Below are 23,695 nucleotides of genomic sequence, written 5' to 3'. Positions count from 1 at the left end.
CGCACCATGGCCATGCACACAGACAACGAGATCACCATCGACGCGCCGCTCGGCGAAGTGTGGCGGACGGCCAACGACGTACGCAGCTGGCCGCAGCTGTTCGACAGCGAGTACGCCGAGGCCGAGATCCTCGAGGAGGCGCCGGGCCGTGTCGTCTTCCGGCTGACGACCGTCCCCGGCCCCCGGGGTGTCCGGCGCAGCTGGGTCTCGGAGCGGCTGATGGACGCCGAGCGGCACACCGTCCACGCGCGGCGGGTGGAGACGGGACCGTTCCTGTACATGCACATCTTCCAGTCGTTCGAGGAGACCGGGAGCGGCGGTACCCGGCTGCGCTGGGTGCAGGACTTCGAAGTGCTGCCCGAGGCGCCGTTCGACGACGCGCAGATGGCCGAGCGCATCAACACCAACTCCCGGCACCAGCTCGCCCGGCACAAGGCAGTCATCGAGGCGGCAGTCACCCATGTCTGAGGGAGCCACGAAGCGCAGCGCGGCGGCAAACCCGCCCCCACGGCGGACGGGCAACTGCCGCACGGCCGTGAGCGAGGTCGCCGACGGCGTCTTCGCCGTACTGAACGGCGACGGCGCCTGGGGGCTGTCCAACTCGACAGTGCTCGCCCAGGGCGGTACGGCGGTCGTCGTCGACACGATGCTCGTCCCCGAGATGGCACACGCCGTGACCGAGCAGCTGGAGACCCACGGGCTCACACCCGAACTGGTGCTCAACACCCACCACCATCTCGACCATGTGGGCGGCAACAGCGCCTTCCCCGACGTGCCGGTCATGGCGCTGCCCGCGACCGCCGAGATCGTCGACAAGATGTCCGACGACCTCGGCTGGTTGCCCGGTCTCTTCCCCGAGCACGCCGACCGGCTCATGGCAGCCGGCCTGCGCGTCCCGCAGCCGCTGCGCGGCGATCCGGGGGAGCTGATACTGCCCCGCTCGGCACGTCCGCTGGCGTTCGCGCAGGCTCACAGCCCGGCCGATCTGGCCGTCTGGGTGCCGGAGTCGCGGGTACTGATCTCGGGCGACCTGTGCTTCAACGGCGTCGTCCCGCTGGCCCGGCACGGCCGGATCGCCGGCTGGACCGAGGCGCTGGACGCGCTGCTGGCACTCGACCCGACGACCGTCGTCCCCGGGCACGGTCCGCCCACCACGGCCGCGACGCTGCGTACGCTGCGCGACTACTTCACACACGTGAGCGACGTCGCCGAACGCGCCGTCGCGGCAGGCGCGTCGGCCGAGGACGCCTGGCACGAGGCGGACCCCGGCGAGCTCGCCGAATGGCACGAGCCCGACCGCACTCTGGTGAACCTCCGCGTGGCCATGGCCGAGGCCGCAGGCACCCCGCTGCCGCTCGGGCCGCCGCAGCGCCGGTGACCGCACCCACCGGACCCACCGACCAGCACACGAGGAGTGACGACGTGCCCCCCTCCACCGCAACAGACAGCGACCGCGAACGCGGGACAGCACCTCACAGCGAGCACACCGGCGAGAACGACCGCGTCCACGGGAAGGACCGTGTCCACGGGAAGGACCGCCTCCCTACGGGCGACCGTGACCGCGACAGGCCCCGGCGCGCCGTCGTCACCGGCATCGGGGTGGTCAATCCCCTGGGCCGGGACGCCGAAACGTTCTGGAAGGCCGTGCAGGGCCGGGAGAGCGCCGTGGGCCCGGTGACGCGGTGTGACGCGGAGGGCCTGCCCGTGCGCCTCGCGGCCGAGATCGACGGCTTCCGCCCCACCGACCACAACATCCCCCGCCGGCTCGCCGTCAAGAGCGACGTGTTCGCGCACTACGCGATGGCCGCGGCGGACGAAGCACTGCGCGACGCGGGCCTCGACCTCGACCGGCACGACCGGTTCCGTACGGGTATCTGCTTCGGCAACAACAGCGGCGGCTGGGACCTGTGCGAGCGGGGCTTCCGCGAGTACTACGAGCAGAGCCCGGCCATGATCAACCCCTGGCAGGCCACCGCCTGGTTCCCCACCGCGGCACAGGGCTTCGTCAGCATCCGCTACGGCATCCGGGGTTACAGCAAGAGCGTGGCCTGCGACCGCGCCAGCGGCGGGGCCGCGCTGCGCTACGCGCTGCGCAGCATCCAGTGGGGGCACAACGACATCGTGCTCGCGGGCGGCGCGGAAGCCCCCGTCACGCGGCTCGGCCTCGCCGCCCACGTGACGACCGGGGAGCTCTCCCGCAGCCAGGACCCCGCGACCGGCTACGCCCCCTTCTCCGCCGGCCGGGGCGGGCTGGTGCTGGGCGAGGGCGGCACCGTACTGGTGCTGGAGGAGTACGAGCACGCGCGGCGGCGCGGCGCCCGCGTCCTCGGTGAACTGCTGGCCGTCGAACAGCGCACCGCCGCGCCCGACGACCACACGGGCCTGTCCGACGCCATGACAGCGGCTCTCACCGCAGCCGACCGCCGCCCCGGCGAGACGGACGTCGTCTTCGCGGAGGGCAGCGGCTCGGTCCCGGGCGATGCCACCGAAGCCGAGGCTCTGCGCGCGGTGTTCGGCGCCCACCGGATACCCGTCACCGTCCCCAAAGCCGGCTACGGCCACCAGTACGGCGCCAGTGTGGCCACCGAGGTGGCCTGCGCCCTGCTGGCCGCACGGGACGCCACCCTGCCGCCCACACCCGGAACCGAGGAAGCGGACCCCGCTCTCGGCCTCGACCTGGTGACCAGCGCCCGCTCCGCGCGAGTCGGCCTCGCTCTCGTCAACGGCCGCTCCCGCGAGGGCACCAACGTCGCCGCCCTCGTGGGCGCGGCGGACTGAAGCCGACCCGCCCGGCAGCGCACCACACGCACTGCCGGCCTCAGCGAAGGAGACACCGCACATGGCAACTGACGCACTCGACACCGTACGCAAGGCCCTCACCGCACTCGGCATCCCCGAGGAGACCGTCACCGCGACGGCGAGGCTGCGCGGCGACCTGGAGCTGGACTCGACCGAACTCGTCGAGGTCTCGTTGGAGATCCAGCGCAGCACCGGGAAGGAAGTCAAGCTGGAGCTGGCCGACGACCTCACCGTCTCCGATGTGTGCGAACTGGTCGACAAAGCCCAGCCCGCCGCCGCCTGACGCGCCCGCCGCCGGCACCCGTTCGGCTCACCTGCCTGGCCGACCGCCCGGCCAACTGCCCGGTCGACTGCCCAGTCGGTTGCTGGGCGTCGGCCTCGACATCGCCGACCTGCACCGTATGGCCCGGTTGCTCGCCCGCTTCGGCGACCGCGAACTGCGCAGCGTCTTCACCCGGCGCGAACTGACCGCGGTGCGCGGCGCCGACGATCCGGCACTGCGGCTGGGCATCAGCTTCGGAGCCAAGGAAGCCTGCGGCAAGGCGTTGGGCACCGGGCTGGTCGGCGTGGCATGGACGGACATCGAAGCCACGCCCGAGCCCGGACCCGACGGGACCGGGCTGCACGTCGAGCTGACGGGCGCGGCAGGCCGCAGGGCGCACGCCCTGGGCATGTCCGACTGGCCGGGCTGCTGGCGGGCGGCGGCGGACGGTGGCCGGGTCCTCGTCGTCCTGGCCGCCGTCTCCACCGTCCGCTCCGGCACGGCGCACCGCGACCTCGGCGTCCGCGCCCTGTTGGAGCAACAGCTGAACCGAGGAGAGCTGGACCGGCGGAAGCCGAGCCGACGCGGAACCGAACCTTCATGAGCACCACCCGTAGATCACCCCCGCACAACCCGTCCCGTACCACCTGAACGTCCGGAAGGAATGACGGCATGGCCGGCCACATCGACACGCACGTCCTCATCGAGGCACCACTGGAGCTGACCTGGCGACTCGCCAACACCCAGGAGAACGACCGCAGGCACGCGTCGGGCGGCAAAGGCCACGAGCTGGTGGCCGAGGACCCGGCACGCCACGCGCGTACCCTGCGGATCGTCACACCGCCCGACGCGGAGGGCCGGGAGTGGTACTACTTCGTCGAGCGGATCCTCGACCCGGAACGGCACACCGCCTACGCCCGCCGCTGGGGCAACCCCCACTTCCACTACTCCGTCGCCCTGTGGGTCTACCGCGAGGAGCCGGGCGGCCGCTCCTCCATCCGCTCCGTCCAGGACTTCGAGATGACCGACGACGCGCCGGTGGACAACGACGGCATGGCCGAGATCATCCTCGGCGGTACGCAGAAGGCGCTCCAGCGCACCAAGGAGTTCGTGGAAACCGAAGCGGCAGCTGCCGCCGCGTGAACGGCGTCGGCGGGACGAGGGCGGGCCCGCTCCGGCGGGCCCGCCCCTCACCCCTCGCCGACCATCGGGTGGCCACTGGACTCGCGGGCCGGTCGCTGACCAGGTGAGGCGTGTCCGGGCGGGAGGTGCACAGGCGAAGGGCGCGCAGCTGAGGCGCCTCCGAAAGGCGGCGCGTCAGCGCCGGGGGTGAGCGCGGCGTCTGCGGCCGGGTGCGGTGCGTCTTGCCGCGTGGCGCCCTCAGGACGCGGCGGCGCTCTCCAGCTCGCGGCGTCCGCGCGGTGACCGCTTCCCTGGCGGCGGTGCGCAGGCCGCGTCGTCCGGCACCTGGAGGGTGTGCCCTCGCAGGGGCTTGGAGGTGCGCCAGCCGCCGACCCCGAGCTGGAAGTGGACGTCCCAGGTGCCGGGGGCGAGGGGGCCGCCGTGGTCGGCCGTGGCGGGGTCGAGGGTGAACTCCGCCGTGTAGCGCAGGGTGCGCGCGTCCGGCTCGCCGGTCCGGCCGCGCAGCCGGGCTGCGGCCTTCGCGCACAGGTTGCGCAGGCGGCTGAAGGGGCCGCGGCCTGCCGCGGTCCGTGCGGCCGGTACCTCGGTGACCTGCCAGGTGGTGGGGACGCTCAGCACGGTGCCGCCTTCGCGGTGCCGCAGTTGGCCGCGCACGTTGCTGCGCCGGACCGCCTTGGCGAAGTCGGCCACCTCCACCGCCGCCTCCACGTCCGCGACGCGGGGCGGCAGGCGCAGCCGGAGGCGGCGTTCGTCGGGCCGCAGGAAGACGAGCGGTGCGGCGGTCCGCCCCCTGCCGCGCTCCCGCACCAGCGAGGAGGTGCACCGCATCCGCAGCGCGCCGCCTTGCCACCGGGCCGACTCCACCCGCGGCCGCTGGACGACGCCGGCCTCGAAGGCCGCCTGTTCCTCGGCCAGTGCCAGGTCGCCGTGGCGGGCCAGGGCCGCGACGACGCGCAACCGCGTGGGCAGCGCCGTGTCCGCCCCCTCGGGCAGCTCGGCTGCCAGGGCGCCGACCGCCTCGAACCAGGCGGCCCTGCGCTCGGCGGGCTGGTCGAGCAGGCGCCGTCCGGCGATCCTCTCCAGCGCCTTCTTGCCGTACCACTTGGCGGTCAGCCGGTTGCGGTGGCGGCCCGCGGGGACGCGGGTGTCCGGCGCGTCGAGGATCGCGAGGACCTTGCGGACGCTGTCGATGTAGGGGGCCGGGTCGATCCGCTCGTAGCTGACGTTGTGCTTGCCGTCGGCGTGCCGCACCCAGTGGTAGCAGGTGTAATCGTGGACGGTGGCGACCCGGTCGGTGAGGAGGAAGGCCCGCAGGGTGAACATGTGGTCCTCCAGGCGCACCCTCCCCTCGGGGAAGCGCAGCCCGTGTGCCCGCAGGAAGTCCGTCCTGAAGAGCTTGTGCACCGTCATGGAGGCCAGCAGCGCGGTGTCCTCGCGCAGGTCGCAGGAGGCCATGGGCTGCTCGAACAGCGCGCGCGGCGCCTGCCGCCCGTGCCCTGCCATCCGGCCGATCACGATGTCGGCGCCGGTCTCGCGCGCCCGCGCGTAGGTGCGCTCCAACGCTTCGGGGGCCAGCCAGTCGTCGTCGTCCACGTAGTGGACGAACTCGCCGCGTGCCGCGTCCGTGCCGATGTTGCGTGGCCGTCCCGGCCAGCCCGAGTGGTCGATCCGCAGCACGCGGGCCGTCTGCTGGGCGCCCTGCCTGGCTATCTCGGCCTCGAGCAGCGCGACGGTGTCGTCGCTGGACTCGTCGTCCACGTAGATGATCTCGAACTCGGAGCGCGGCATGCTCTGCGCCAGGAAGGAACGGAGCCCGGTGAGCACCGTCTCGCCCGTGTCGTGGGTGGGCACGACGATGCTGACCTTGACCGGCTGCCGGCCGGTGTCGGGCGCTGTGTGCGCTGAGGTGTGCGCTGAGGTGTGCGCTGTGGTGTGCACTGCCGCCTTCCTGATCGCTGACATCCCTGCCTCAGACGCCCCTGCGTGCGACATCGCTGCGTGTGGCATCGCTGCGTGTGACGTCCGCGAGGCGGGTGCCCGGCGCCACGCTGCCGAATCCCCGCCGGCCCCGCCGCGCCCCGCCCCGCCTCCGCCGGCCGCGCCCCCGACCTCACAGGGCAGGAGACCTAGCGCACGTCGAGCGGGATCTCGCACCAGACGCGCTTGCCGTTGCCGCGTGGCTCGACGCCCCAGTCGGTGGCCAGCTCCTCGATGAGGACGAGACCGCGGCCCGAGGTGGACTGTTCGGTGGCGGCGCGGCGCTGCGGGGAGGCGGGTGAGGTGTCGGTGACGGCGATGCGCAGGGCGCGGCCCCCGGCGCGCACCGGCCTGGCCGTCAGTGTGGCGTCGCCCTCGGTGTGCAGCAGCGCGTTGGTGGCCATCTCGCTGGCGAGGAGCTGGGCGGTGTCGCTGAGGTCGTCCAGTGACCAGCGGTGCAGCGCGGTGCGCAGGGCCTGGCGGGCGGCCTGGAGCGAGTGCGGGTCGTTGGTGGTGATGGTGACGGCCATCTGGGGTGCGGTGTGGCGCCTGCCGGCGGCGCGTCTGAGCAGCAGCAGCGCGACGTCGTCCTCCTGGCCTGTGAACGCGCCCATCGTGTGCAGCAGGTGGTCGGCCAGCGGGTCGGGGCGCAGGGGCCCGGTTCTGACGGCGTCGATGAGCTGGTCGCGGCCCTGGTCGATGTCCTTGGTGCGGGACTCGATGAGGCCGTCGGTGCACAGCAGCAGGGTGGATCCGGGGTCCAGTACCGTCTCCGCGGTCGTGTAGGGGGGCTGGGTCGACCGCGCGGTCAGCCCGAGCGGCAGTCCGCCCGGCGTGTTGAGCCAGACACAGCTGCCGTCAGGGCGGCGCAGTACCGGGTCCAGGTGGCCGGCGCGGACGCTGACCGCGTGCCCCGTGTGCGGGTCGAGCAGGACGACGAGGCAGGTGGCGAACCTGTCGGTGTCCAGTTCGGCGAGGAAGGCCGAGGCCCGTGCCATCACGGTCGTGGGCGGGTGCCCCTCGGCGGCGTAGGCGCGCAGGGCGATGCGCAGTTGGCCCATCACGGCGGCGGCCGTCACGTCGTGTCCCTGCACGTCGCCGACGACGGCGGCGATCCGCCCGTCGGGCAGGGTGACGGCGTCGTACCAGTCGCCGCCGATCCCGCCTCTGGCGCGGGCCGGGCGGTAGCGGGTGGCCATGGACAGGCCCGGCACGTGCGGGATGTGCCCCGGCAGCATCGCCGTCTGGAGCCCCGTGGCCAGCTCGTGCTCCTGGTCGTAGAGCAGGGCGCGCTGGAGCGACTGGGCGATGGTGCTGCTCAGCGCGGTCAGTACGGTCCGCTCGTCGTGGGTGAAGCGGGTCTTGCCGTCGTAGGTGAGGCCGAGGGCGCCGATGGGGGTGTCGTGCGCGATCAGCGGCAGGTAGACGGCGGCGGTGGACTCCGGGACGGCGCGCAGGTAGGCGCCCAGTCCGGGGTAGCGCCGGGCGAACTCCTCGCGGTCGGTCACGAAGACGGGCTTGCGGGTGCGGACGGCCTCGCTCAGCGGCAGCGGTTCGGCGATCCGGGCCAGGTGGAAGTCGCGGATCAGTCCCTCGGGCACACCGTTGGCGCCGACCAGCCCCATGCGGCCGCCTTCCGCCAGCCCGAGCAGGATGCTGGAGGCGCCGAGCCGTTCCAGCAGCAGGTCGGTGCTCAGCGCCTCGGCCACGTCCTCCACCGTGACGGTCGGCGCGAGGGCTTCGTTGACGTGGCCGACGATGTCGGCCTGCCTGCGGCGGTCGCTCTTGGCCTGCCGCAGCTCCCGCGTCTGGTCGACGGCGCGCAGTTCCTGGCTGGCGTCGCGGATGATGCCGATGACGTGCGCGGGCTCCCCGTGCTCGTCGCAGACGACGGTGCCCTGGGAGTGGGTCCAGCGCAGCGACCCGTCACGGTGGCGTACCCGGAAGTAGAGGCTGTAGCCCGTGTGCTCTTTCAGCGCACGGTCCACCCGCGCCTGGATCTCGGGGAGTTCCTCGCCGAGCATCCGCTGGGCGAGGGTCGCGGTCCGGTTGTCGTACTCCTCGGGGCGGAAGCCCATCACGGCGAGCCCGGCGTCGTCGTAGCGCATCTCGCCGCTGGCCAGGTCCCAGGCGAAGCTCCCCATCCCGTTGAGGGCGAGAGCCACGTGCGGGGCGACCGGTGGGTCGCCGCGCAGCCCGTGCGCCCTGTTCGGTTCGCGGAAGCGGTGCATCGCTCTCTCCCGGGGTCGGCCCGCCGGGCAGGGCCGGCAGCGGCCACGGCTTCCTTGGCAAGGCCGCTTCCCCATCATGCGGCCGACCCGCGGCAGCCGCCTGCCGGGGAGGCCATCCGTGCCGCCGGCCGCCGTGCCCTCCTCGGACACCGCTGCCGTCCCCGCGGGTGCGGCGCGGCAGACAGCCGGCAGGCACACGGCAGGCAGCCGGCAGGAACACGGCAGACAGCCGGCAGGCACACGGCAGACAGCCGCCGGGTGCGCCACTGTCGGGGCGCATCCGGCGGCTGCCTGCCACGTGCGGTACCGCTGCTCCGGCGCCGGGCGGGGCCTGGCACACCTGACCTGGTCAGTGCACCGTTCGCCTGCCGGGGCCGGGCCGGTCTCGTGCCGGTCAGGGCTTGTCGCGGGCCCCCTGGGCGGCCTTGCCGGCGGCCGCCTCCTCGGTGTCGTGCGGTCCTGTGGACAGCTTGCCGCCGGAGCTTTCGATGTGGGCGCGTACGAACCACTGGAAGAGCTCCAGTTGGCGCAGGTGCTCGATCAGCAGGTCCTGGGTGACCAGGTCCGAGGTGTCGGTGGCCTCCACGGCCTTGCGGTGGTCCTCGATGACGCCGGTGTAGACGACGTCGAGGGCGCCGAGGTGTTCGATGGCCTCGGCCCTGCCGAGCGAGTAGTCCTCCCAGGTGCGCTCGGAGACCAGCACGCCGGGGGTGCCCCAGGGTGAGCCGCCGAGCGTGGAGATGCGCTCGGCCGTGTTGTCGATCATCTCGCGTACGGCCTCGACCTGCGGGTCGAGCATCTCGTGGACGGCGATGAAGTGCGGTCCGATCACGTTCCAGTGCACGTGCTTGAGCGTCAACGCCAGATCGTTGAGGGCGTGCAGGCGCATCCGCAGGAGCCGGATGACGTCGCCGCCGTCACTCGTGGACATGCCGGGGACGGTGTACGAGGGGTTGGACCCGTTGCGCGAAGCGTTGGCTGCCACGGTGCACTCCAATCGTGTGAATCCTTGGGATCCGTGGGATTTCTTCAGAATCGTCAGCGGTGAAGGGGGAGGTGGTCCGGGTGCCGCCGGTGTGCGGCGGGCGCCGTAGGCGTGCGGCCTGCGGGGCGGACCGAAGGCGGTGAGCCTCCGCCGAGGGGTGCGGGCCCACCGCCGGGGGCGGCGTGCCCGTCAGTCTCGCGGCGAGTGCCGCTCCTGGGCGGCGGCGTACGCGAACTGCAGGAAGTCCGAGCCCGCGACGGCCGCCAGGCCGCTGTAGCAGGTACGTGCGGTCGCCGGGGACGCCGCGCGCAGCACGAGCAGCGCGGAGGCCACCCACGGGGCCAGGCAGAACGGGCAGGTGATCAGCTCGCCCACGGCGTGCTTGAGCCCCTTGCCGCGCACCTCCTCCGCGACCTCCGCCGGGGCGCTGGTACCCGCGTAGCGGGTGAAGGGGGCCCTGAAGGGGCTGGCCACCGCGTCCTTGGACACCATCCTGGACAGCTTGTGCGTGGCCAGGGTGAGGAGTACCAGTTCGCGGGTGCTGAGGTCCTGCGGCGCGCGGCGTCCGGCGCAGCGGGCCGCGAGGGCGGCACCCACGACGCCGGTACCGAACGACGAGAGCACGGCCAGGTATCCGCCGAGCGGGCGGTCGGCGTCCGGTGCGTAGCGGTGCTCGTGCTCTTGTACGACCTCGCGGGGCGTACGCGGTTTACCCGGCATACAGCGTTACCTCCCAAAACGTGCGCCTCAGGTTCCCCGGCCGCGGGCGGCGAAACGCCCGCCGGTGAAACGCCCGCCGGCGAGACACCCGCCGGCGCGACGCCCGCGGCGGCCAGGGACCCGTGCGGCGACGTCCTTCGCGGGGTGCTCAGCGGCCGAGTGCCCGCTGGAGTTCCCGCTTGTTCATGTGGGACCGGCCCTCGATGCCCTTCTGCCTGGCCTCGTTGTAGAGCTGGTCGCGGGTGGGGCCGCCGGGGCCGCTGTGGGACCGCTCGCCACCGCGCTTGGGCGCGGGCTTGTCGCGCACGGAGGTGCGGCTGGCGGTCTTGGCCTCGCCCTTTTGGGCGCGCTCCTTGTTGACCGTGCGGGAGGCGATCTCCTTGGCGCGGCCCGTGGAGGTGCCGCGTTTCTTGGCACCCTCCTTGACGTGCTCGTACTGGCGTTCGCGCTTGGCGTTCGATCCGGCAGGCATGGTCCCTCCGTACTCTGTGGTCGTAGCTGTCTATCCGTTTCATATCTTTTGTTCGTTTTTATGGTCTGCCCTCGCGCGCCGGACGGCGACCGCACCAGCGCGCACCCCGGCCGGGTTCCACGTGCGGAACGCAGCACACGTGGAACCCGGCGCCCACACCGAACACCCGGCACGCGCGAGCCGCGCACCGCGCGCGAGCCGGTCGAGCACCGCACGAACACGGAAGGGACCGGTCCAGGTGAGCACGAAGGACAGCGGATGGCGTCCGACAGTGATCGCTCGCGTGCGCCGGGCCGCGCACCGGGCGCGGCAGCAGGCGGGACCGGAGCGCGAGACCGTACTCCTGCTCGCCAAGAGCGGCGCCGCGGGCGTGCTGGCCTGGGCCCTCGGCGCCTACGTGATCGCCTCACCGCAGCCCACCTACGCGCCCTTCACCGCCCTGTTGGTGGTGCAGTCCACGGCGTACCGCTCCCTGATGCAGTCACTGCGGTACGTGGTGGCCGTCGTGCTCGGCGTCCTGGCGGCGGGGCTGGTGGGGCCGCTGATCGGCGAGAACACGCTCGCGTTCGCGGTGATGCTGTCCATCACCCTGCTGATCGGCCGCTGGCGCCACCTGGGCAGCCAGGGCATCCAGGTCTCGATCGCCGGCGCCTTCGCCTACAACGCGCTCTCGGGCACCCACATCCAGATGCTGTGGGAGATCATCCAGATGGCGCTGCTGGGCGCGGTCATCGGCATCCTCGTCGCCATGCTGGTCTTTCCCCCGCTGCGCTACCGCACCGCCGAACGGGGCATCGAGGAGATCAGCCAGGCCACCCAGCTCCTGTTGAGCGACATGGCCGACGGCCTCAAGGAGGGGCTGCCCAGCGAGGAGACCGCGGAGGACTGGCTGCACCGCGCACGCCAGTTGGACGGCACGCTCGGCGCGGCGCGCGAGGCCGTCGAGATGGGCGCGGAGAGCGTCGTCTACAACCCGCGGAGCTGGCTGCACCGCCGTACGAACTCCCGGAGTTTCCAGGGGTACCGCACGCTGATGGAGTCCCTGGGCCGTGCCGGTGAGCAGATCCGCAGCATCAGCTACGGGTTCGTGCGGTTCCACGGCGAGGACGCCACCCGGCCGGGCGACGACTTCCTGTCCGCCTACGGGGAACTGCTGGAGAGCATCTCCGAGGCAGCCGGGCTGATCGGCTCCCTGGAGGACGACGAGGGGGACGATCCCCTGCGCCGCGCCCTGCGGCAGTGCCGCGAGCGGTACGCGCGGCTGCGCGAGAGGGCGGAGGGCGAGGCCTGGCCCAGCCACGGCGTCCTGCTCACGGACGCGGACCGGCTGCTGGTGGAGTTCCGTCACGCCCACCGGCAGGGCGCGGCGCAGCCCCCGCGCAGGGGGTGACGTCACGCGGGGGGTGACGCCGCGAGGGGAAGCCCGTCCGACGTCGCGCAGGGGTGACGCCACGCGGGGAAGCCCGTCAGCCGTGCGCGCCGCGTCAGTCCGCGGCCCGCATCTCGAACCAGGTGGTCTTCCCGCGGGGCAGCAGGTCCACACCCCAGCGTTCGGCGAGCGTGTCCACGAGGAAGAGGCCGCGGCCGCTGACGTCCAGCTCACCGACCGGCAGCAGACAGGGCAGCCCGCGCGAGGGGTCGCGGACCTCCACGCGGATCCAGCCGGAGCGCCGCAGCATGCGGATGCCGATGGTGTGCGCGCCGGTGTGCCGGACCGCGTTGCCGACGAGCTCGGAGACGAGCAGCACCGTGTGCTCGGTGATCTGCGCGGAGACGGCCCACCGCTGCTGGAGGACGGCCTGGGCGAGCCGGCGCGCGCGCCGCGCGGACTCGGGGAGGTTCACCAGCGGCACCTCCCGCACGGTCGGATCGCCCGCACGGTCGAGGACGGTGCTCAACGGCTCGGCGTCCCACAGCCGCGCGAGGTCTTCCGGAACCCGTTCGGTCACGCTCGCCACATCTCCCTGACCCGCCATGGCCCCCATCATGACGGCAGGCACGACCCGTCGTGGGCGGTTCGGCGGTTTCCGGGACGGCGGCGGCGCAGCGTCCGGGCGGGCACGCGGCGGTCCGCGGCGCGCCCCGTTCCGGGCAGCCGCGCTCTGAGCTGGCACGACAACCGGTGTTCAAGTGATCACAAGGCGCCACGAGCGGGCGGCGCCGCCCCGTGGAGTGGCGCCCTGCGGTTCCCCCGCACGGTGCGGTGGTTGGTGAGGCCACGCTTTACGCCACCCCCCACCACCCCGGCCGCGCCCAGCAGCCAGACCGTCGGCCGACGCCCGTGCGGGCCGGGGCTCAGCGGAAGTTCGCCTTGCCCGGGCCCTCCTCGACGAAGCTGCGCATGCCCGTCTCGCGGTCCTCGGTGGCGAACAGCCCTGCGAACCAGTTGCGTTCGAGCGCGAGCCCCGTCTCGATGTCGGCCTCCAGACCGAAGTCGACGGACTCCTTGGCCGCGCGCAGCGCCAGCGCGGGACCGCGCGCGAGCCGGGCCGCCCAGGCGTGGGCGCGCTCGTAGACCTCCGCGTCGGGCACCACGTGGTCGACCAGGCCGATCCGGTGGGCCTCGGCCGCCTCGACCGTCCGCCCCGTGAAGATCAGGTCCTTGGCCTTGGCGGGGCCGACCAGCCGGGAGAGCCGCTGGGTCCCGCCCGCACCCGGAATGAGCCCGAGCAGGATCTCCGGCTGGCCAAGCTTGGCGCCCTCCCCGGCGAACCGCACGTCCGCGCAGAGCGCCAGCTCGCACCCGCCGCCGAGCGCGTACCCGGTGACGGCGGCCGCCACGGGTTTCGGGATCCGGGCGACGGCGGTGAACGCCTCCTGGAGCCCGCGGGAGCGCAGGACCATCGCGGCGTGGTCCATCTCCCGCATCTCTTTGATGTCCGCTCCGGCGGCGAACACCTTCTCGCCGCCGTAGAGCACGACGGCCCGCACGTCGTCGCGGCGGGCCGCCTCCTCGGCGAGTACGCGCAGCAGGTCCTGGGTCGCGATGTCGAGGGCGTTCATCTTGGGCCGGTCGAGCCTGATGGTGCCGACGCCGTCGGCGACCTCGAGGCGTGCGGTCGCGCCGCTGGGTTCGTCAATCGTCATGGAGGGAAGGTTAACGGCCGTTACGCGCCCCGAGGAGGGCGCCGGCCCCGAGGGCTCGGGGACTACTGCGGCGCCGTCCACTTCTCCCAGGACATGTTCCAGCCGTTGAGGCCGTTGTCCGGGTCGATGGTCTCGTCCTTGGAGTTCTTGACCTCGACGACGTCGCCGACCATCGAGTTCTCGAAGAACCAGGCGCCCGGCGAGCCGTTGTCCCCGCCGCCGCGCAGGTCGAACAGACCGACACAGCCGTGGCTGGCGTTGACCTGGCCGAACTGCGGCTTGGGCGTCCAGTAGTTCCCGTGGATGAAGGTGCCCGAGGTGCTCAGGCGCATCGCGTGCGGCACGTCCTTGATGTCGTACTCGCCGCCGAAGCCCACGGTCTCCCCGTTCATCCGGGTGACCGGGTGCTTCTCACTGATGACCATCTTGCCGTTGTAGGTGGGGTGGGCCGGGCTGCCCGACGTGATCGGGACGGTCTTGATCTTCTTGCCGTCCCTGGTCACCGTCATGGACTTCTTCTCCGCGTCCACGACGCTGACCTGCTGCCTGCCGACGGTGAACTTCACCGTCTTGCGCTGCGTACCGTAGACACCCTCGGAGCCCTCGACGCCGCTGAGGTTCAGATCGAGGGTGACCTTCGTGCCGGACTTCCAGTACTCCTCGGGACGGAAGTCCAGGCGCTGGTCGCCGAACCAGTGCCCCTCGACCTCGACCTTCGGGTCCGCGGTGACGGATATCGCCTTCTCCACCGCTTCCCTGTCGGAGACCGGGCGGTTGAACTTGACGGAGACCGGCATACCCGCGCCAACCTTGTCGCCGTTCTCCGGAGTGAAGTAGCCGACGAAGGTGTTGCTCGGCACGAACGTGGTAAACGCGGCGTGCTTGGCAGCGGCGCGGCCCTCGGTGTCCTCGGCCACCGCGTCGACCGTGTACTTCGTCCCCGCGGCCAGGTGGGTGGCGGGCTTCCAGGCCGAGCCGTCCGCGGTGAGGGAGCCCTTGACCGGGTTGTCCTTGCCGTCCTTGACGGTCACCTTCGTCAGCTTGCCCTTGGCTGCCGTCACCTTGAGCGCACCGGAGGTCTTCACGTCGTCGGCGCCGTCCTCGGGGGCGATGGCGACCACGGCCTCGGAGGGGCCCTTGGGCACCTTCTCGCCGCCGTCCTTGTCCTTGGCGCGGGCCCCGGAACCGCCGCCGCCCCCGCAGGTGGTCAGCGTCAGCAGCAGGACGACGAGCAGCACCACGAGGCCGACGGCGGAACCGCCGATGACCTGTGCGCGGCCGTCCCCGCGTATCGACTCCCATGACAGCTTGCTCTTGGCCAGGTTCTTCAGGTCCAAGACGGCCCCATCCCTCATGTCCTCACACGGCTCCGCGCACCCGTGTGCGCCCCCGAACACGCCAGCGCGGCCGTCGGGCCGTGGCGGCTCCTGAACGACGGCGTACGCGCGTCCTGTTAGATAACCACACCGGAGCGGGGCGGCACGTGCCCCGTCGGGTCACCGTTCGGTCGCGGTTTTGGGGAGGCGGAAAGGAGGATCAAGAAGGGCCGGGCGGCTACTTCAACGCCGAGCCGGCCACCCACGCGTTCCAGGGCATGTTCCAGCCGCCGAGCCCGTTGTCCGGCTTGACGGTGCTGTCGTGGGAGTTGCGCACGGTCACCAGGTCGCCGACGAGCGACTGGCCGAAGAACCGTCCGGCGGGTGACTTGTCGTCACCGCCGCGCTTGTCCGCCAGCCCAATGCACCCGTGGCTGGTGTTCTTCTGGCCGAACGTGCGCTTGGACGCCCAGTAGTTGCCGTGCAGGAAGGTGCCGCTGCGGGTCAGCCGCATGGCGTGGGGCACGTCCTTGATGTCGTACTCGTCGCCGAAGCCGACGGTGTCGCCGTTCATCCGCGTCTCGTCGAACTTCTCGCTGACGACCATCTTGCCGTTGTAGGTGGGGTTCTTCTTCGTCCCCGCCGTGATCTTCAGCTTCTCGACGGTTCGGCCGGCGCGCCGCACCGTCAGCGTGCGGCGCGCCACATCCACGACGCTGCGCTGGTCGCGGCCGATGGTGAACCGCACCTTCTTGCGCTGTGTGCCGTAGACGCCGGGAGCCGCCCGCACGTCCCGCAGCCGCAGGTCGAGGGTGACCTTCGTGCCGGGTTGCCAGTAGGTGCGCGGCCGGAAGTCGAGACGGTTGTCGCCGAACCAGTGGGCGGCGATCGGCACCTGGGGCTGCGAGGTGACGCTGATCGCGCGCTCGACGGCCGCCTTGTCGGCGATGGAGCGGTTGAAGTCGAGCGAGACGATCATCGCGGTGCCGACGGTCTGGTCGTCCTCGGGGCGGAAGTAGCCGACGAAGCGGTGCGGCGGCACCCGGGTGGAGAAGGTGGCGTGCCGGATCACCCGGTCCCCCTCCCCGTCGACGGCCACCACGTCCACCACGTAGGTGCTGGCCAGTTCCAGCACCGTGTCGGAGCGCTGCCCTTCCGGGTGTTCGGCGGTGCCCGCTTCGGCGGCGGGCACGGGGTGCCAGCTGCGCCGGTCGGGTGAGAACCGTCCGGCGACGGGCCGTCCCGCGTCCTTGCCCTTGCGCTCCATGCGCACGCTGTGCAGCTTCCCCTCGGGCACGGACACCTCGACGCGGGCGTCGGTCGCCACGTCGTCCGCTCCGTCGGCCGGCTTCACCTGGATGGCGTCCTCGGGCGGCTTCGCGTCGTCCACGGGGCCGCACCCCGCGGGTGCCGCACACAGCAGCGCGAGCCCCGTTACGAGGGCGCGCGCCATCCGCGGCGCGCGTGCCCACCGCGCCGCGCGCCCCGCCGTGGCGCACGGGGCCCCGGCGCCTGCGTCCGTCGTACTGCGTGCGCCCCGTGACATGGTGCGTCCCCGTTCCTGTGTGACTGTTCCGGCGCGTTGGCTGCTGTCCGTCCCCCACGGACGTCCGGACCAACGAAGCGCGTGCGAAGGGGACACCACAACCACGCGAGTGAACGAGTGTCTCTTTCGGCGAGGTCCCGGCCCGGGGACGAAAATCACTCGCCGGGCGCGAGGGGCCGGACCAGACTGGGGGCCCGTGACCTCCCCCGGTGCCCAGACGGCTTCCCTGCGCTCCCGTAACTTCGTCCTCTTCTTCACCGGCCGGGCCGTCGCCAAGCTCGGCGACGCGATGCTGCCCCTGGCGCTGTCGGCCGGTCTGATCCAGCAGAGCCACGGGCCCGGAGCGATCGGTGCGGCGCTGGCCTCGCTGACGGTCTTCCTGGCGGGCTTCGTCATCTTCGGCGGCGTCTTCTGCGACCGGTTCAACACCCGCGCCCTGATGATCGGCTCGGACCTGGCGCGGGTGTGCACGCAGGGGCTGATGGCCGCGCTGTTCCTGACCGGACACGTGGTGCTGTGGCAGGTGTGCGCGATCGGCGCGGTCAACGGCATCTGCGCGGGCCTCTTCCAGCCCGGCGTCGCCGGCACCATCCCCCGCGTCGCCTCCGACGTGCAGGGCGCCAACGGGCTGATCCGCACCGCCGAGTCGCTGGCGATGCTGCTGGGTCCCGCGGCGGCCGGTGCGCTGGTGGGCTCCTTCTCGCCCGGCGGGGTGTTCGTCGCGCACGCCGCCACGTACGCGCTCAGCGCGGTCTGTCTCGCGCTGCTGCGGCTGCCCGCACAGGCGCCGCGGGCCGAGCGCCCCACCTACCGGGCCGACCTGGCCGAGGGCTGGCGGGAGTTTCGGGCACGCACCTGGATGTGGAGCGTCATCGTCATCTGGATGGTCTACATGGTCACGGTCTCGGGGCCGCTGGTGCCGCTGACCGCGTCCGAGATCATTCCGGCCGACGGCCCCGGTGTGTACGGACTGGTCAACTCGGCGCTCGGCGGGGGCACCGCGCTCGGCGGACTGCTGGCGCTGCGCTTCCGTCCCGTGCGGCAGCTGCGCGCGGGCTCCTGCGCCCTGCTCGCCTGCTGCCTCTACCCGGCCGCCGTGGGCCTGGCGTTGCCTCCGGCCGCCATGATGGCGGCCGCAGCGCTGTGGGGACTGGGCGGCGGCGTCTGGGCCGTGATGTGGTCGACCAGCGTGCAGACGCAGGTGCCGGGAGAGATCCTCAACCGCATCCACGCCTACGAGGTGGCGGGCTCGCTGGCGATGATGCCGGTCGGCCAGGCGCTCGCCGGGCCCGCCGCGCAGGTGTTCGGCGGCCGTACGGTGCTTCTCGCGGGCGGCTTCCTCATGATCGGGGTCAGCGCGGCCCTGCTCGCGGTCCCCGCGATCCGCAACCTGCGCGCGGTGACACCGAGTACGGCACTCGCCTCCTCCACCGGAGACACCCGCGCCGCCGGCGACCGGGTGCCCGACCGCGGCGCCTGACCCGCGCACCCGCGCCTGCCCATCCCTTCGCGCCGCCGACGTGCGCGGTGCTGTCACCGCGCAGGAAGGAGCGCGGCGCCGGGCGCGGGAGCCGGAACGCCGGGCGCGGGAGCCGCAGCGCCGGGCGCGGGAGCCGGAGCGAGCGCGTCCGCTATGCGGGCGTCGCTTTCGTAGCAACGAACAGAATCCGGCCAACCTCTGGTCAACGCGTGACGCACCGGTGACATGCACATGCAATTGGTGGCAGGCTGCCGACCGCGCGGTGCGGCATTCGTACGCCAGAACGGCCCTCGGCCGGACTTCCGCACGGTGCCTCGCACGTGAAGTTCTGCCCGGACGGCTGACCACCCATGCCGTCCGGTCCCCACGGCAGAAGGAGCCACTGACGTGAGACCCCTCACCTCGAAGCAGCGGATATCCGCCCTCGCCGCCACCGCGGCCCTGGTAGCGGCGGGTGTCACCGCGGGAACCGCCGGCGCGGCCCCCAGCGGGGAGACCTCGGCGAACGGCGCGCTTCCCGCGCAGCTGAGCGCGACCCAGCACAGCAAGCTGGTCAAGTCCGCGAACACAGAGGCGGCCAAGTCCGCCGACGCCCACGCGCTGGGCCTCGGCGCCAAGGAGAAGCTCCACGTCAAGGACGTCGTCAAGAACAAGGACGGGTCCACACACGTCCGCTACGAGCGGACCTACGACGGGCTGCCCGTGCTCGGTGGCGACCTGGTCGTCCACAAGTCCGCGAGCGGCAAGCGCACCGGCACCACCAAGGCCACCACCGCGAAGATCGCCGTGTCGACCGAGGCGTCGTCCGCGCACAAGCCCACGCTCGCCAAGGCGAAGGGCAGCGAGGCGCCCCGCAAGGTCGTGTGGGCCGCCGAGGGCAAGCCCGTACTGGCGTGGGAGACCGTCGTCGGCGGTGTCCAGAAGTCGGGTGCGCCCAACCAGCTCCACGTCATCACGGACGCGAAGACCGGCAAGAAGCTCTTCGAGTTCCAGGGCATCAAGGAAGGTACCGGCAACAGCCAGTACAGCGGCAAGGTCGAGATCGGCACCTCGGGCTCCTCGGGCAAGTTCACCATGACCGACGAGGCGCGGGGCGGCAACAAGACCACCAACCTGGACAACGGTTCCAGCGGCGACGGCGAGCTGTTCACGGACGAGGACGACACCTGGGGCGACGGGACGGTCAACGACCCGGCGACCGCGGGCGTCGACGCCCACTACGGCGCGGGCCAGACCTGGGACTACTACAAGGACGTGCACGGCCGCGAGGGCATCGCGGGCGACGGCAAGGGCGCGGTCAGCCGGGTCCACTACGGCGACAACTACGTCAACGCGTTCTGGGACGACTCCTGCTTCTGCATGACCTACGGGGACGGGCAGAACAACGAGCACCCGCTGACGGCGCTGGACGTCGCGGCGCACGAGATGTCGCACGGCGTCACCTCGACCACGGCCAACCTCAACTACGCGGGTGAGTCGGGCGGCCTGAACGAGGCGACCTCCGACATCTTCGCCGCGGCCGTGGAGTTCCACGCCGACAGCCCGGAGGACACGCCGGACTACATGGTCGGCGAGAAGATCGACATCAACGGCGACGGCACCCCGCTGCGCTACATGGACGAGCCCAGCAAGGACGGCCAGTCGCTGGACTACTGGGACTCGAACGCCGGTGACGTGGACGTCCACTACTCCTCCGGCATCGCCAACCACTTCTTCTTCCTGCTGTCGGTGGGCAGCGGGGAGCGCGAGGTGAACGGCGTGCAGTACAACTCGCCCACCAAGGACGGCTCGAAGATCGACGGCATCGGCATCGAGAAGGCCGAGCAGATCTGGTTCAAGGCGCTCACCGAGCAGATGACGTCGACGACCGACTACGCGGACGCGCGCAAGGCCACCATCGCGTCGGCCACGGACCTGTACGGTGCCGACAGCGCCGAGGTCAAGACGGTCGAGGCCGCCTGGACGGCGGTGAACGTCACCGGCAGCTGAAGGCTGAGGGCCGACACCCGACAGCCGGCAACCGAGCACGGGCGTTTCCAGGGCCCCGCCCCCTCCCGGGGGCGGGGCCCTTGCGCTGCCTGCGCGCCCGGAGGGCCGTGGCGCGCTTGCGGACCCCGTGGCCGTGCGCTTCGGCCCGACGCGCACCACACCCACCAGGCGGCGGTGTCGTTGGACAGAACGCGGCTCGCCCCATCCGGGCCGAGCTCCGCTCAGGTGAGCGGAGCGGAGGCCGTCGCGGGTGCCACGACGAGCGCGCCGAGGAGTCCGGCCACCGGGGCGGGACGACCCACCGCCCTCACCGACCGGAGCGCCAGCACCCGATGACCGTCAACGAGCCCGTTCCCGACACGTTCGGGGACACCCCCGCCAAGGAGCGCGACCCCGACTGGTTCAAGCGTGCGGTCTTCTACGAAGTGCTCGTGCGCTCCTTCCAGGACAGCGACGGCGACGGCATCGGCGACCTGCGGGGGCTCACCGCGCGACTGGACTATCTCCAGTGGCTGGGCGTCGACTGCCTGTGGCTCCCGCCGATCTTCCCCTCCCCGCTCAGGGACGGCGGCTACGACGTCGCCGACTACACCTCCGTGCTCCCCGAGTTCGGCGACCTCGCGGACTTCGTCGAGTGCGTCGAGGCGGCGCACCGGCGCGGCATGCGGGTCGTCATCGACTTCGTCATGAACCACACCAGCGACCAGCACCCGTGGTTCCTCGCCTCGCGGCGCGACCCCGAAGGCGCCTTCGGGGACTACTACGTCTGGGCCGACGACGACCAGGGGTACCGGGAGGCGCGCGTCATCTTCGTCGACACCGAGGCCTCCAACTGGACCTTCGACCCCGTGCGCCGGCAGTACTACTGGCACCGCTTCTTCTCGCACCAACCCGACCTCAACTACGACAACCCCCGCGTGCAGGACGAGATGATCTCCGCGTTGCGCTTCTGGCTGGACCTGGGCATCGACGGATTCCGGCTGGACGCCGTGCCCTACCTCTACGCAGAAGAGGGCACCACCTGCGAGAACCTTCCGCGCTCGCACGCCTTCCTCAAGCGCGTGCGCACCATCGTGGACGCCAACTACCCGGACACGGTACTGCTGGCCGAGGCCAACCAGTGGCCGGAGGACGTCGTCGACTACTTCGGCGACTACGCGCTCGGCGGCGACGAGTGCCACATGGCCTTCCACTTCCCCCTCATGCCGCGCATCTTCATGGCGGTGCGGCGCGAGTCCCGCTACCCGGTCTCGGAGATCCTGGCCAAGACGCCGCACATCCCGTCCGGGTGCCAGTGGGGGATCTTCCTGCGCAACCACGACGAGCTGACGCTGGAGATGGTCACCGACGAGGAACGCGACTACATGTACGCGGAGTACGCCAAGGACCCGCGCATGCGGGCCAACATCGGCATCAGGCGGCGCCTCGCGCCGCTCCTGGACAACGACCGCAAACAGATCGAGCTGTTCACCGCGCTGCTGCTGTCGCTGCCCGGATCGCCGATCCTCTACTACGGCGACGAGATCGGCATGGGGGACAACATCTGGCTCGGCGACCGCGACGCCGTGCGCACCCCCATGCAGTGGACGCCGGACCGCAACGCCGGGTTCTCCTCCTGCGACCCGGGCCGGCTCTTCTCGCCCGCCGTCATGGACCCCGTCCACGGCTACCAGGTCACCAACGTCGAGGCCGCGATGAGCTCACCCAGCTCCCTGCTGCACTGGACCCGGCGGGTGATCGAGGTCCGCAAGCAGAATCCGGCCTTCGGGCTGGGCTCCTACGAGGAGCTGTCCTCCTCCAACCCCTCCGTGCTGGCCTTCCTGCGGGAGCTGCAGACCGCCGGAGGGGACGGAGAACCGGTGCTGTGCGTGCACAACTTCTCCCGCTTCCCGCAGCCGACGGAGCTGGACCTGCGCGAGTGGGAGGGGCATGTTCCCGCGGAGCTCATCGGCGGTGTCCGCTTCCCCGCCGTCGGGAAGCTGCCCTACCTGCTGACGCTCGCGGGACACGGCTTCTACTGGTTCCGGCTGCGGAAGCCGTCCTCCGCCACCGCCTGAGCCGGGACCGCCCCCGACCCGGGGCGGGTCGGGGGCGGTCCTGGCTGTCTCGCGCGGCGCGAGGGGGTGCTCACGCCTTGGTGGCGACCTCGGGGCGCTCCTCCTGCGCGGGAACCTGGCCCGCGTCGTCGCCGGTGCGGTCCGCGGGCGCGCTGTCCGCCGCCAGAGTGCTCTCGTCGAAGGGCACGTTCCCGGCGAGGACCTCGGCGACCCGCGACTTGTCGATCTCCTTCGTCCAGGTGCCGACCAGCACGGTGGCCACCGCGTTGCCCGCGAAGTTGGTCAGGGCGCGGGCCTCGCTCATGAAGCGGTCGATGCCGACGATCAGCCCGACGCCGTCCACGAGTTCGGGGCGGTGCGACTGGAGCCCGCCCGCCAGGGTGGCCAGCCCGGCGCCGGTGACGCCCGCTGCGCCCTTGGAGGCGATGAACATGAAGATGAGCAGCGAGATCTGCTGCCCGAGGCTGAGCGGGTCGCCCATGGCCTCGGCGACGAAGATCGAGGCCATCGTCAGGTAGATCATCGTGCCGTCGAGGTTGAAGGAGTAGCCGGTCGGCACGGTGATGCCTACGACGGGCTTGCTGACGCCCAGGTGCTCCATCTTCGCGATCAGCCGCGGCAGCGCGGACTCGGACGAGGAGGTGGACAAGATCAGCAGGAACTCGCGGGCCAGGTACTTCAGCAGGGCGAAGATGTTGACGCCCGCGACCAGCCGCAGGATCAGCCCGAGCACGACGAAGACGAACAGGAAACAGGTGACGTAGAAGCCGATCATGATGACGGCCAGCGACTTCAGCGCGTCGACGCCCGTCTCGCCGACCACGGCGGCCATCGCCCCGAACGCGCCGACGGGCGCCGCCCACATCACCATCGCCAGCACCCGGAAGACCAGCTTCTGGAGGTGCCCGATGCCGCGCAGCACCGGCTCGCCCGCCTTGCCCATGGCCTGCAACGCGAAGCCGACGAGCAGGGCGATCAGCAGCGTCTGGAGCACCTCGCCCTCGGTGAAGGCCGAGACCATGGTCTTGGGGATCATGCCGAGCAGGAAGTCGGTCATGCCCTCCCCGCCCTCGGCCTGCGAGGCGCCCGCCTCGCGGTCCGCCTCGGTCAGGTGCAGCCCGTGGCCCGGCTCCAGCACGTTGCCGACGACCAGCCCGATGGCCAGCGCGACCAGCGACATCGTCAGGAAGTAGCCGAGCGCCAGCCCGCCGACGGCGCCGACCTTGGCCGCTTTGCGGACGGAGCCGATGCCCAGCACGATCGTGCAGAAGATGATCGGCGAGATCATCATCTTGATGAGGTTGACGAACCCCTCGCCCAGCGGCTTGAGCTCGGTGGCCACTCCGGGTGCCGTGAGGCCGAGGATCACGCCCAGCACCACCGCGCCGATCACCGCGATGTAGAGGTAGTGGGTGCGATCCCGCTTCACCCGTGGTGCGTCCGGCGCAGCGCCTGCTGCGGCCTGCTGCGGTGTCTTCTTCGACACGTCGGCGGCTCCTCGTCCATGGGTCACGTCACGTTGATCACCGCGTAACGCCCCTGGTGGGGTACGTTCATCGCGGATCCATATCGTGTTGAGTCCCGGTGACTATGCACCACGGTGCGACGGGCGTCACCCTTACGTGCATTAC

General features: G+C 71.8%; 20 protein-coding genes. 10 read left to right on the top strand and 10 right to left on the bottom strand.

The window, feature by feature from the left end; all coding sequences use genetic code 11:
* Positions 1–6: 6 nt before the first annotated feature.
* From MMF93_RS23475 to MMF93_RS23450, 6 genes are all read left to right on the top strand, one after another.
* Positions 7–468 (top strand): SRPBCC family protein, encoded by a 462-nt coding sequence (locus tag MMF93_RS23475; RefSeq protein WP_242754553.1) that lies wholly within the window; start codon positions 7–9, stop codon positions 466–468.
* The gene (locus MMF93_RS23470) at positions 461–1,378 is read left to right on the top strand and encodes an MBL fold metallo-hydrolase (RefSeq protein ID WP_242754551.1); all 918 of its coding nucleotides are present in this window, start codon (positions 461–463) and stop codon (positions 1,376–1,378) included. Before MMF93_RS23475 ends, MMF93_RS23470 begins: the two co-directional genes overlap by 8 nt.
* A gap of 44 nt (positions 1,379–1,422) precedes the next feature.
* The gene (locus MMF93_RS23465) at positions 1,423–2,778 is read left to right on the top strand and encodes a beta-ketoacyl-[acyl-carrier-protein] synthase family protein (protein ID WP_242754549.1); all 1,356 of its coding nucleotides are present in this window, start codon (positions 1,423–1,425) and stop codon (positions 2,776–2,778) included.
* A gap of 61 nt (positions 2,779–2,839) precedes the next feature.
* Entirely contained in the window at positions 2,840–3,082 is a 243-nt protein-coding gene (locus tag MMF93_RS23460; protein ID WP_242754547.1) for an acyl carrier protein, read from the top strand.
* Between the two features lie 79 nt (positions 3,083–3,161).
* Complete coding sequence (locus MMF93_RS23455) at positions 3,162–3,665, top strand: holo-ACP synthase (RefSeq protein WP_242754545.1); 504 nt, start codon at positions 3,162–3,164, stop codon at positions 3,663–3,665.
* Between the two features lie 68 nt (positions 3,666–3,733).
* Positions 3,734–4,204: an SRPBCC family protein gene (locus MMF93_RS23450; RefSeq protein WP_242754543.1), complete on the top strand. Its 471-nt coding sequence runs from the start codon at positions 3,734–3,736 to the stop codon at positions 4,202–4,204.
* A 237-nt stretch (positions 4,205–4,441) separates the two neighbouring features.
* On the opposite strand, the gene MMF93_RS23445 is transcribed toward MMF93_RS23450, so the two are convergent.
* The 5 genes from MMF93_RS23445 to MMF93_RS23425 form a co-directional block, all read right to left on the bottom strand.
* Positions 4,442–6,142 carry a glycosyltransferase family 2 protein gene (locus MMF93_RS23445; protein ID WP_242754541.1) on the bottom strand — a complete coding sequence of 567 codons (1,701 nt, stop codon included), beginning with the start codon at positions 6,140–6,142 and terminating at the stop codon, positions 4,442–4,444.
* A 188-nt stretch (positions 6,143–6,330) separates the two neighbouring features.
* On the bottom strand, positions 6,331–8,412 hold the full coding sequence (locus MMF93_RS23440) for a SpoIIE family protein phosphatase (protein WP_242754539.1): 2,082 nt from the start codon (positions 8,410–8,412) through the stop codon (positions 6,331–6,333).
* Between the two features lie 394 nt (positions 8,413–8,806).
* Entirely contained in the window at positions 8,807–9,343 is a 537-nt protein-coding gene (locus MMF93_RS23435) for a Dps family protein (RefSeq protein WP_242757732.1), read from the bottom strand.
* Positions 9,344–9,586: 243 nt separating this feature from the next.
* A complete protein-coding gene (locus MMF93_RS23430) occupies positions 9,587–10,117 on the bottom strand; it encodes a DUF1360 domain-containing protein (RefSeq protein WP_242754537.1) in 531 nt (176 codons plus the stop codon).
* Positions 10,118–10,265: 148 nt separating this feature from the next.
* On the bottom strand, positions 10,266–10,589 hold the full coding sequence (locus MMF93_RS23425; protein ID WP_242754535.1) for a plasmid stabilization protein: 324 nt from the start codon (positions 10,587–10,589) through the stop codon (positions 10,266–10,268).
* Positions 10,590–10,827: 238 nt separating this feature from the next.
* Here MMF93_RS23425 and MMF93_RS23420 point away from each other — a divergent pair, with 238 nt between their 5' ends.
* Entirely contained in the window at positions 10,828–11,979 is a 1,152-nt protein-coding gene (locus MMF93_RS23420) for an FUSC family protein (protein WP_242754533.1), read from the top strand.
* Between the two features lie 94 nt (positions 11,980–12,073).
* Here the strand turns inward: MMF93_RS23420 and MMF93_RS23415 are convergent, their stop codons facing one another.
* The 4 genes from MMF93_RS23415 to MMF93_RS23400 form a co-directional block, all read right to left on the bottom strand.
* The gene (locus tag MMF93_RS23415; RefSeq protein WP_423835632.1) at positions 12,074–12,574 is read right to left on the bottom strand and encodes an ATP-binding protein; all 501 of its coding nucleotides are present in this window, start codon (positions 12,572–12,574) and stop codon (positions 12,074–12,076) included.
* Between the two features lie 310 nt (positions 12,575–12,884).
* Positions 12,885–13,676 (bottom strand): enoyl-CoA hydratase/isomerase family protein, encoded by a 792-nt coding sequence (locus tag MMF93_RS23410; protein WP_242754531.1) that lies wholly within the window; start codon positions 13,674–13,676, stop codon positions 12,885–12,887.
* A gap of 62 nt (positions 13,677–13,738) precedes the next feature.
* Positions 13,739–15,013, bottom strand: coding sequence for a L,D-transpeptidase (locus MMF93_RS23405; RefSeq protein WP_242754529.1), 1,275 nt, complete (start codon positions 15,011–15,013; stop codon positions 13,739–13,741).
* Between the two features lie 217 nt (positions 15,014–15,230).
* Positions 15,231–16,538: a L,D-transpeptidase gene (locus MMF93_RS23400; RefSeq protein ID WP_423835506.1), complete on the bottom strand. Its 1,308-nt coding sequence runs from the start codon at positions 16,536–16,538 to the stop codon at positions 15,231–15,233.
* Between the two features lie 196 nt (positions 16,539–16,734).
* Between MMF93_RS23400 and MMF93_RS23395 the strand changes: the two genes are divergently transcribed.
* The 3 genes from MMF93_RS23395 (at position 16,735) to treS (ending at position 22,064) form a co-directional block, all read left to right on the top strand.
* Entirely contained in the window at positions 16,735–18,018 is a 1,284-nt protein-coding gene (locus MMF93_RS23395; RefSeq protein ID WP_242754527.1) for an MFS transporter, read from the top strand.
* 387 nt (positions 18,019–18,405) lie between these two features.
* Positions 18,406–20,007, top strand: coding sequence for a M4 family metallopeptidase (locus MMF93_RS23390; RefSeq protein WP_242754526.1), 1,602 nt, complete (start codon positions 18,406–18,408; stop codon positions 20,005–20,007).
* 332 nt (positions 20,008–20,339) lie between these two features.
* Positions 20,340–22,064 carry a maltose alpha-D-glucosyltransferase gene (gene treS, locus MMF93_RS23385; protein ID WP_242754525.1) on the top strand — a complete coding sequence of 575 codons (1,725 nt, stop codon included), beginning with the start codon at positions 20,340–20,342 and terminating at the stop codon, positions 22,062–22,064.
* 70 nt (positions 22,065–22,134) lie between these two features.
* Here the strand turns inward: treS and MMF93_RS23380 are convergent, their stop codons facing one another.
* A complete protein-coding gene (locus MMF93_RS23380) occupies positions 22,135–23,550 on the bottom strand; it encodes a cation:dicarboxylate symporter family transporter (RefSeq protein WP_242754524.1) in 1,416 nt (471 codons plus the stop codon).
* Positions 23,551–23,695: the final 145 nt, after the last annotated feature.

Source organism: Streptomyces tubbatahanensis, assembly GCF_022699385.1.
Taxonomy (GTDB): domain Bacteria; phylum Actinomycetota; class Actinomycetes; order Streptomycetales; family Streptomycetaceae; genus Streptomyces; species Streptomyces diacarni.
This window is presented reverse-complemented; position numbering and strand designations above follow the sequence as displayed.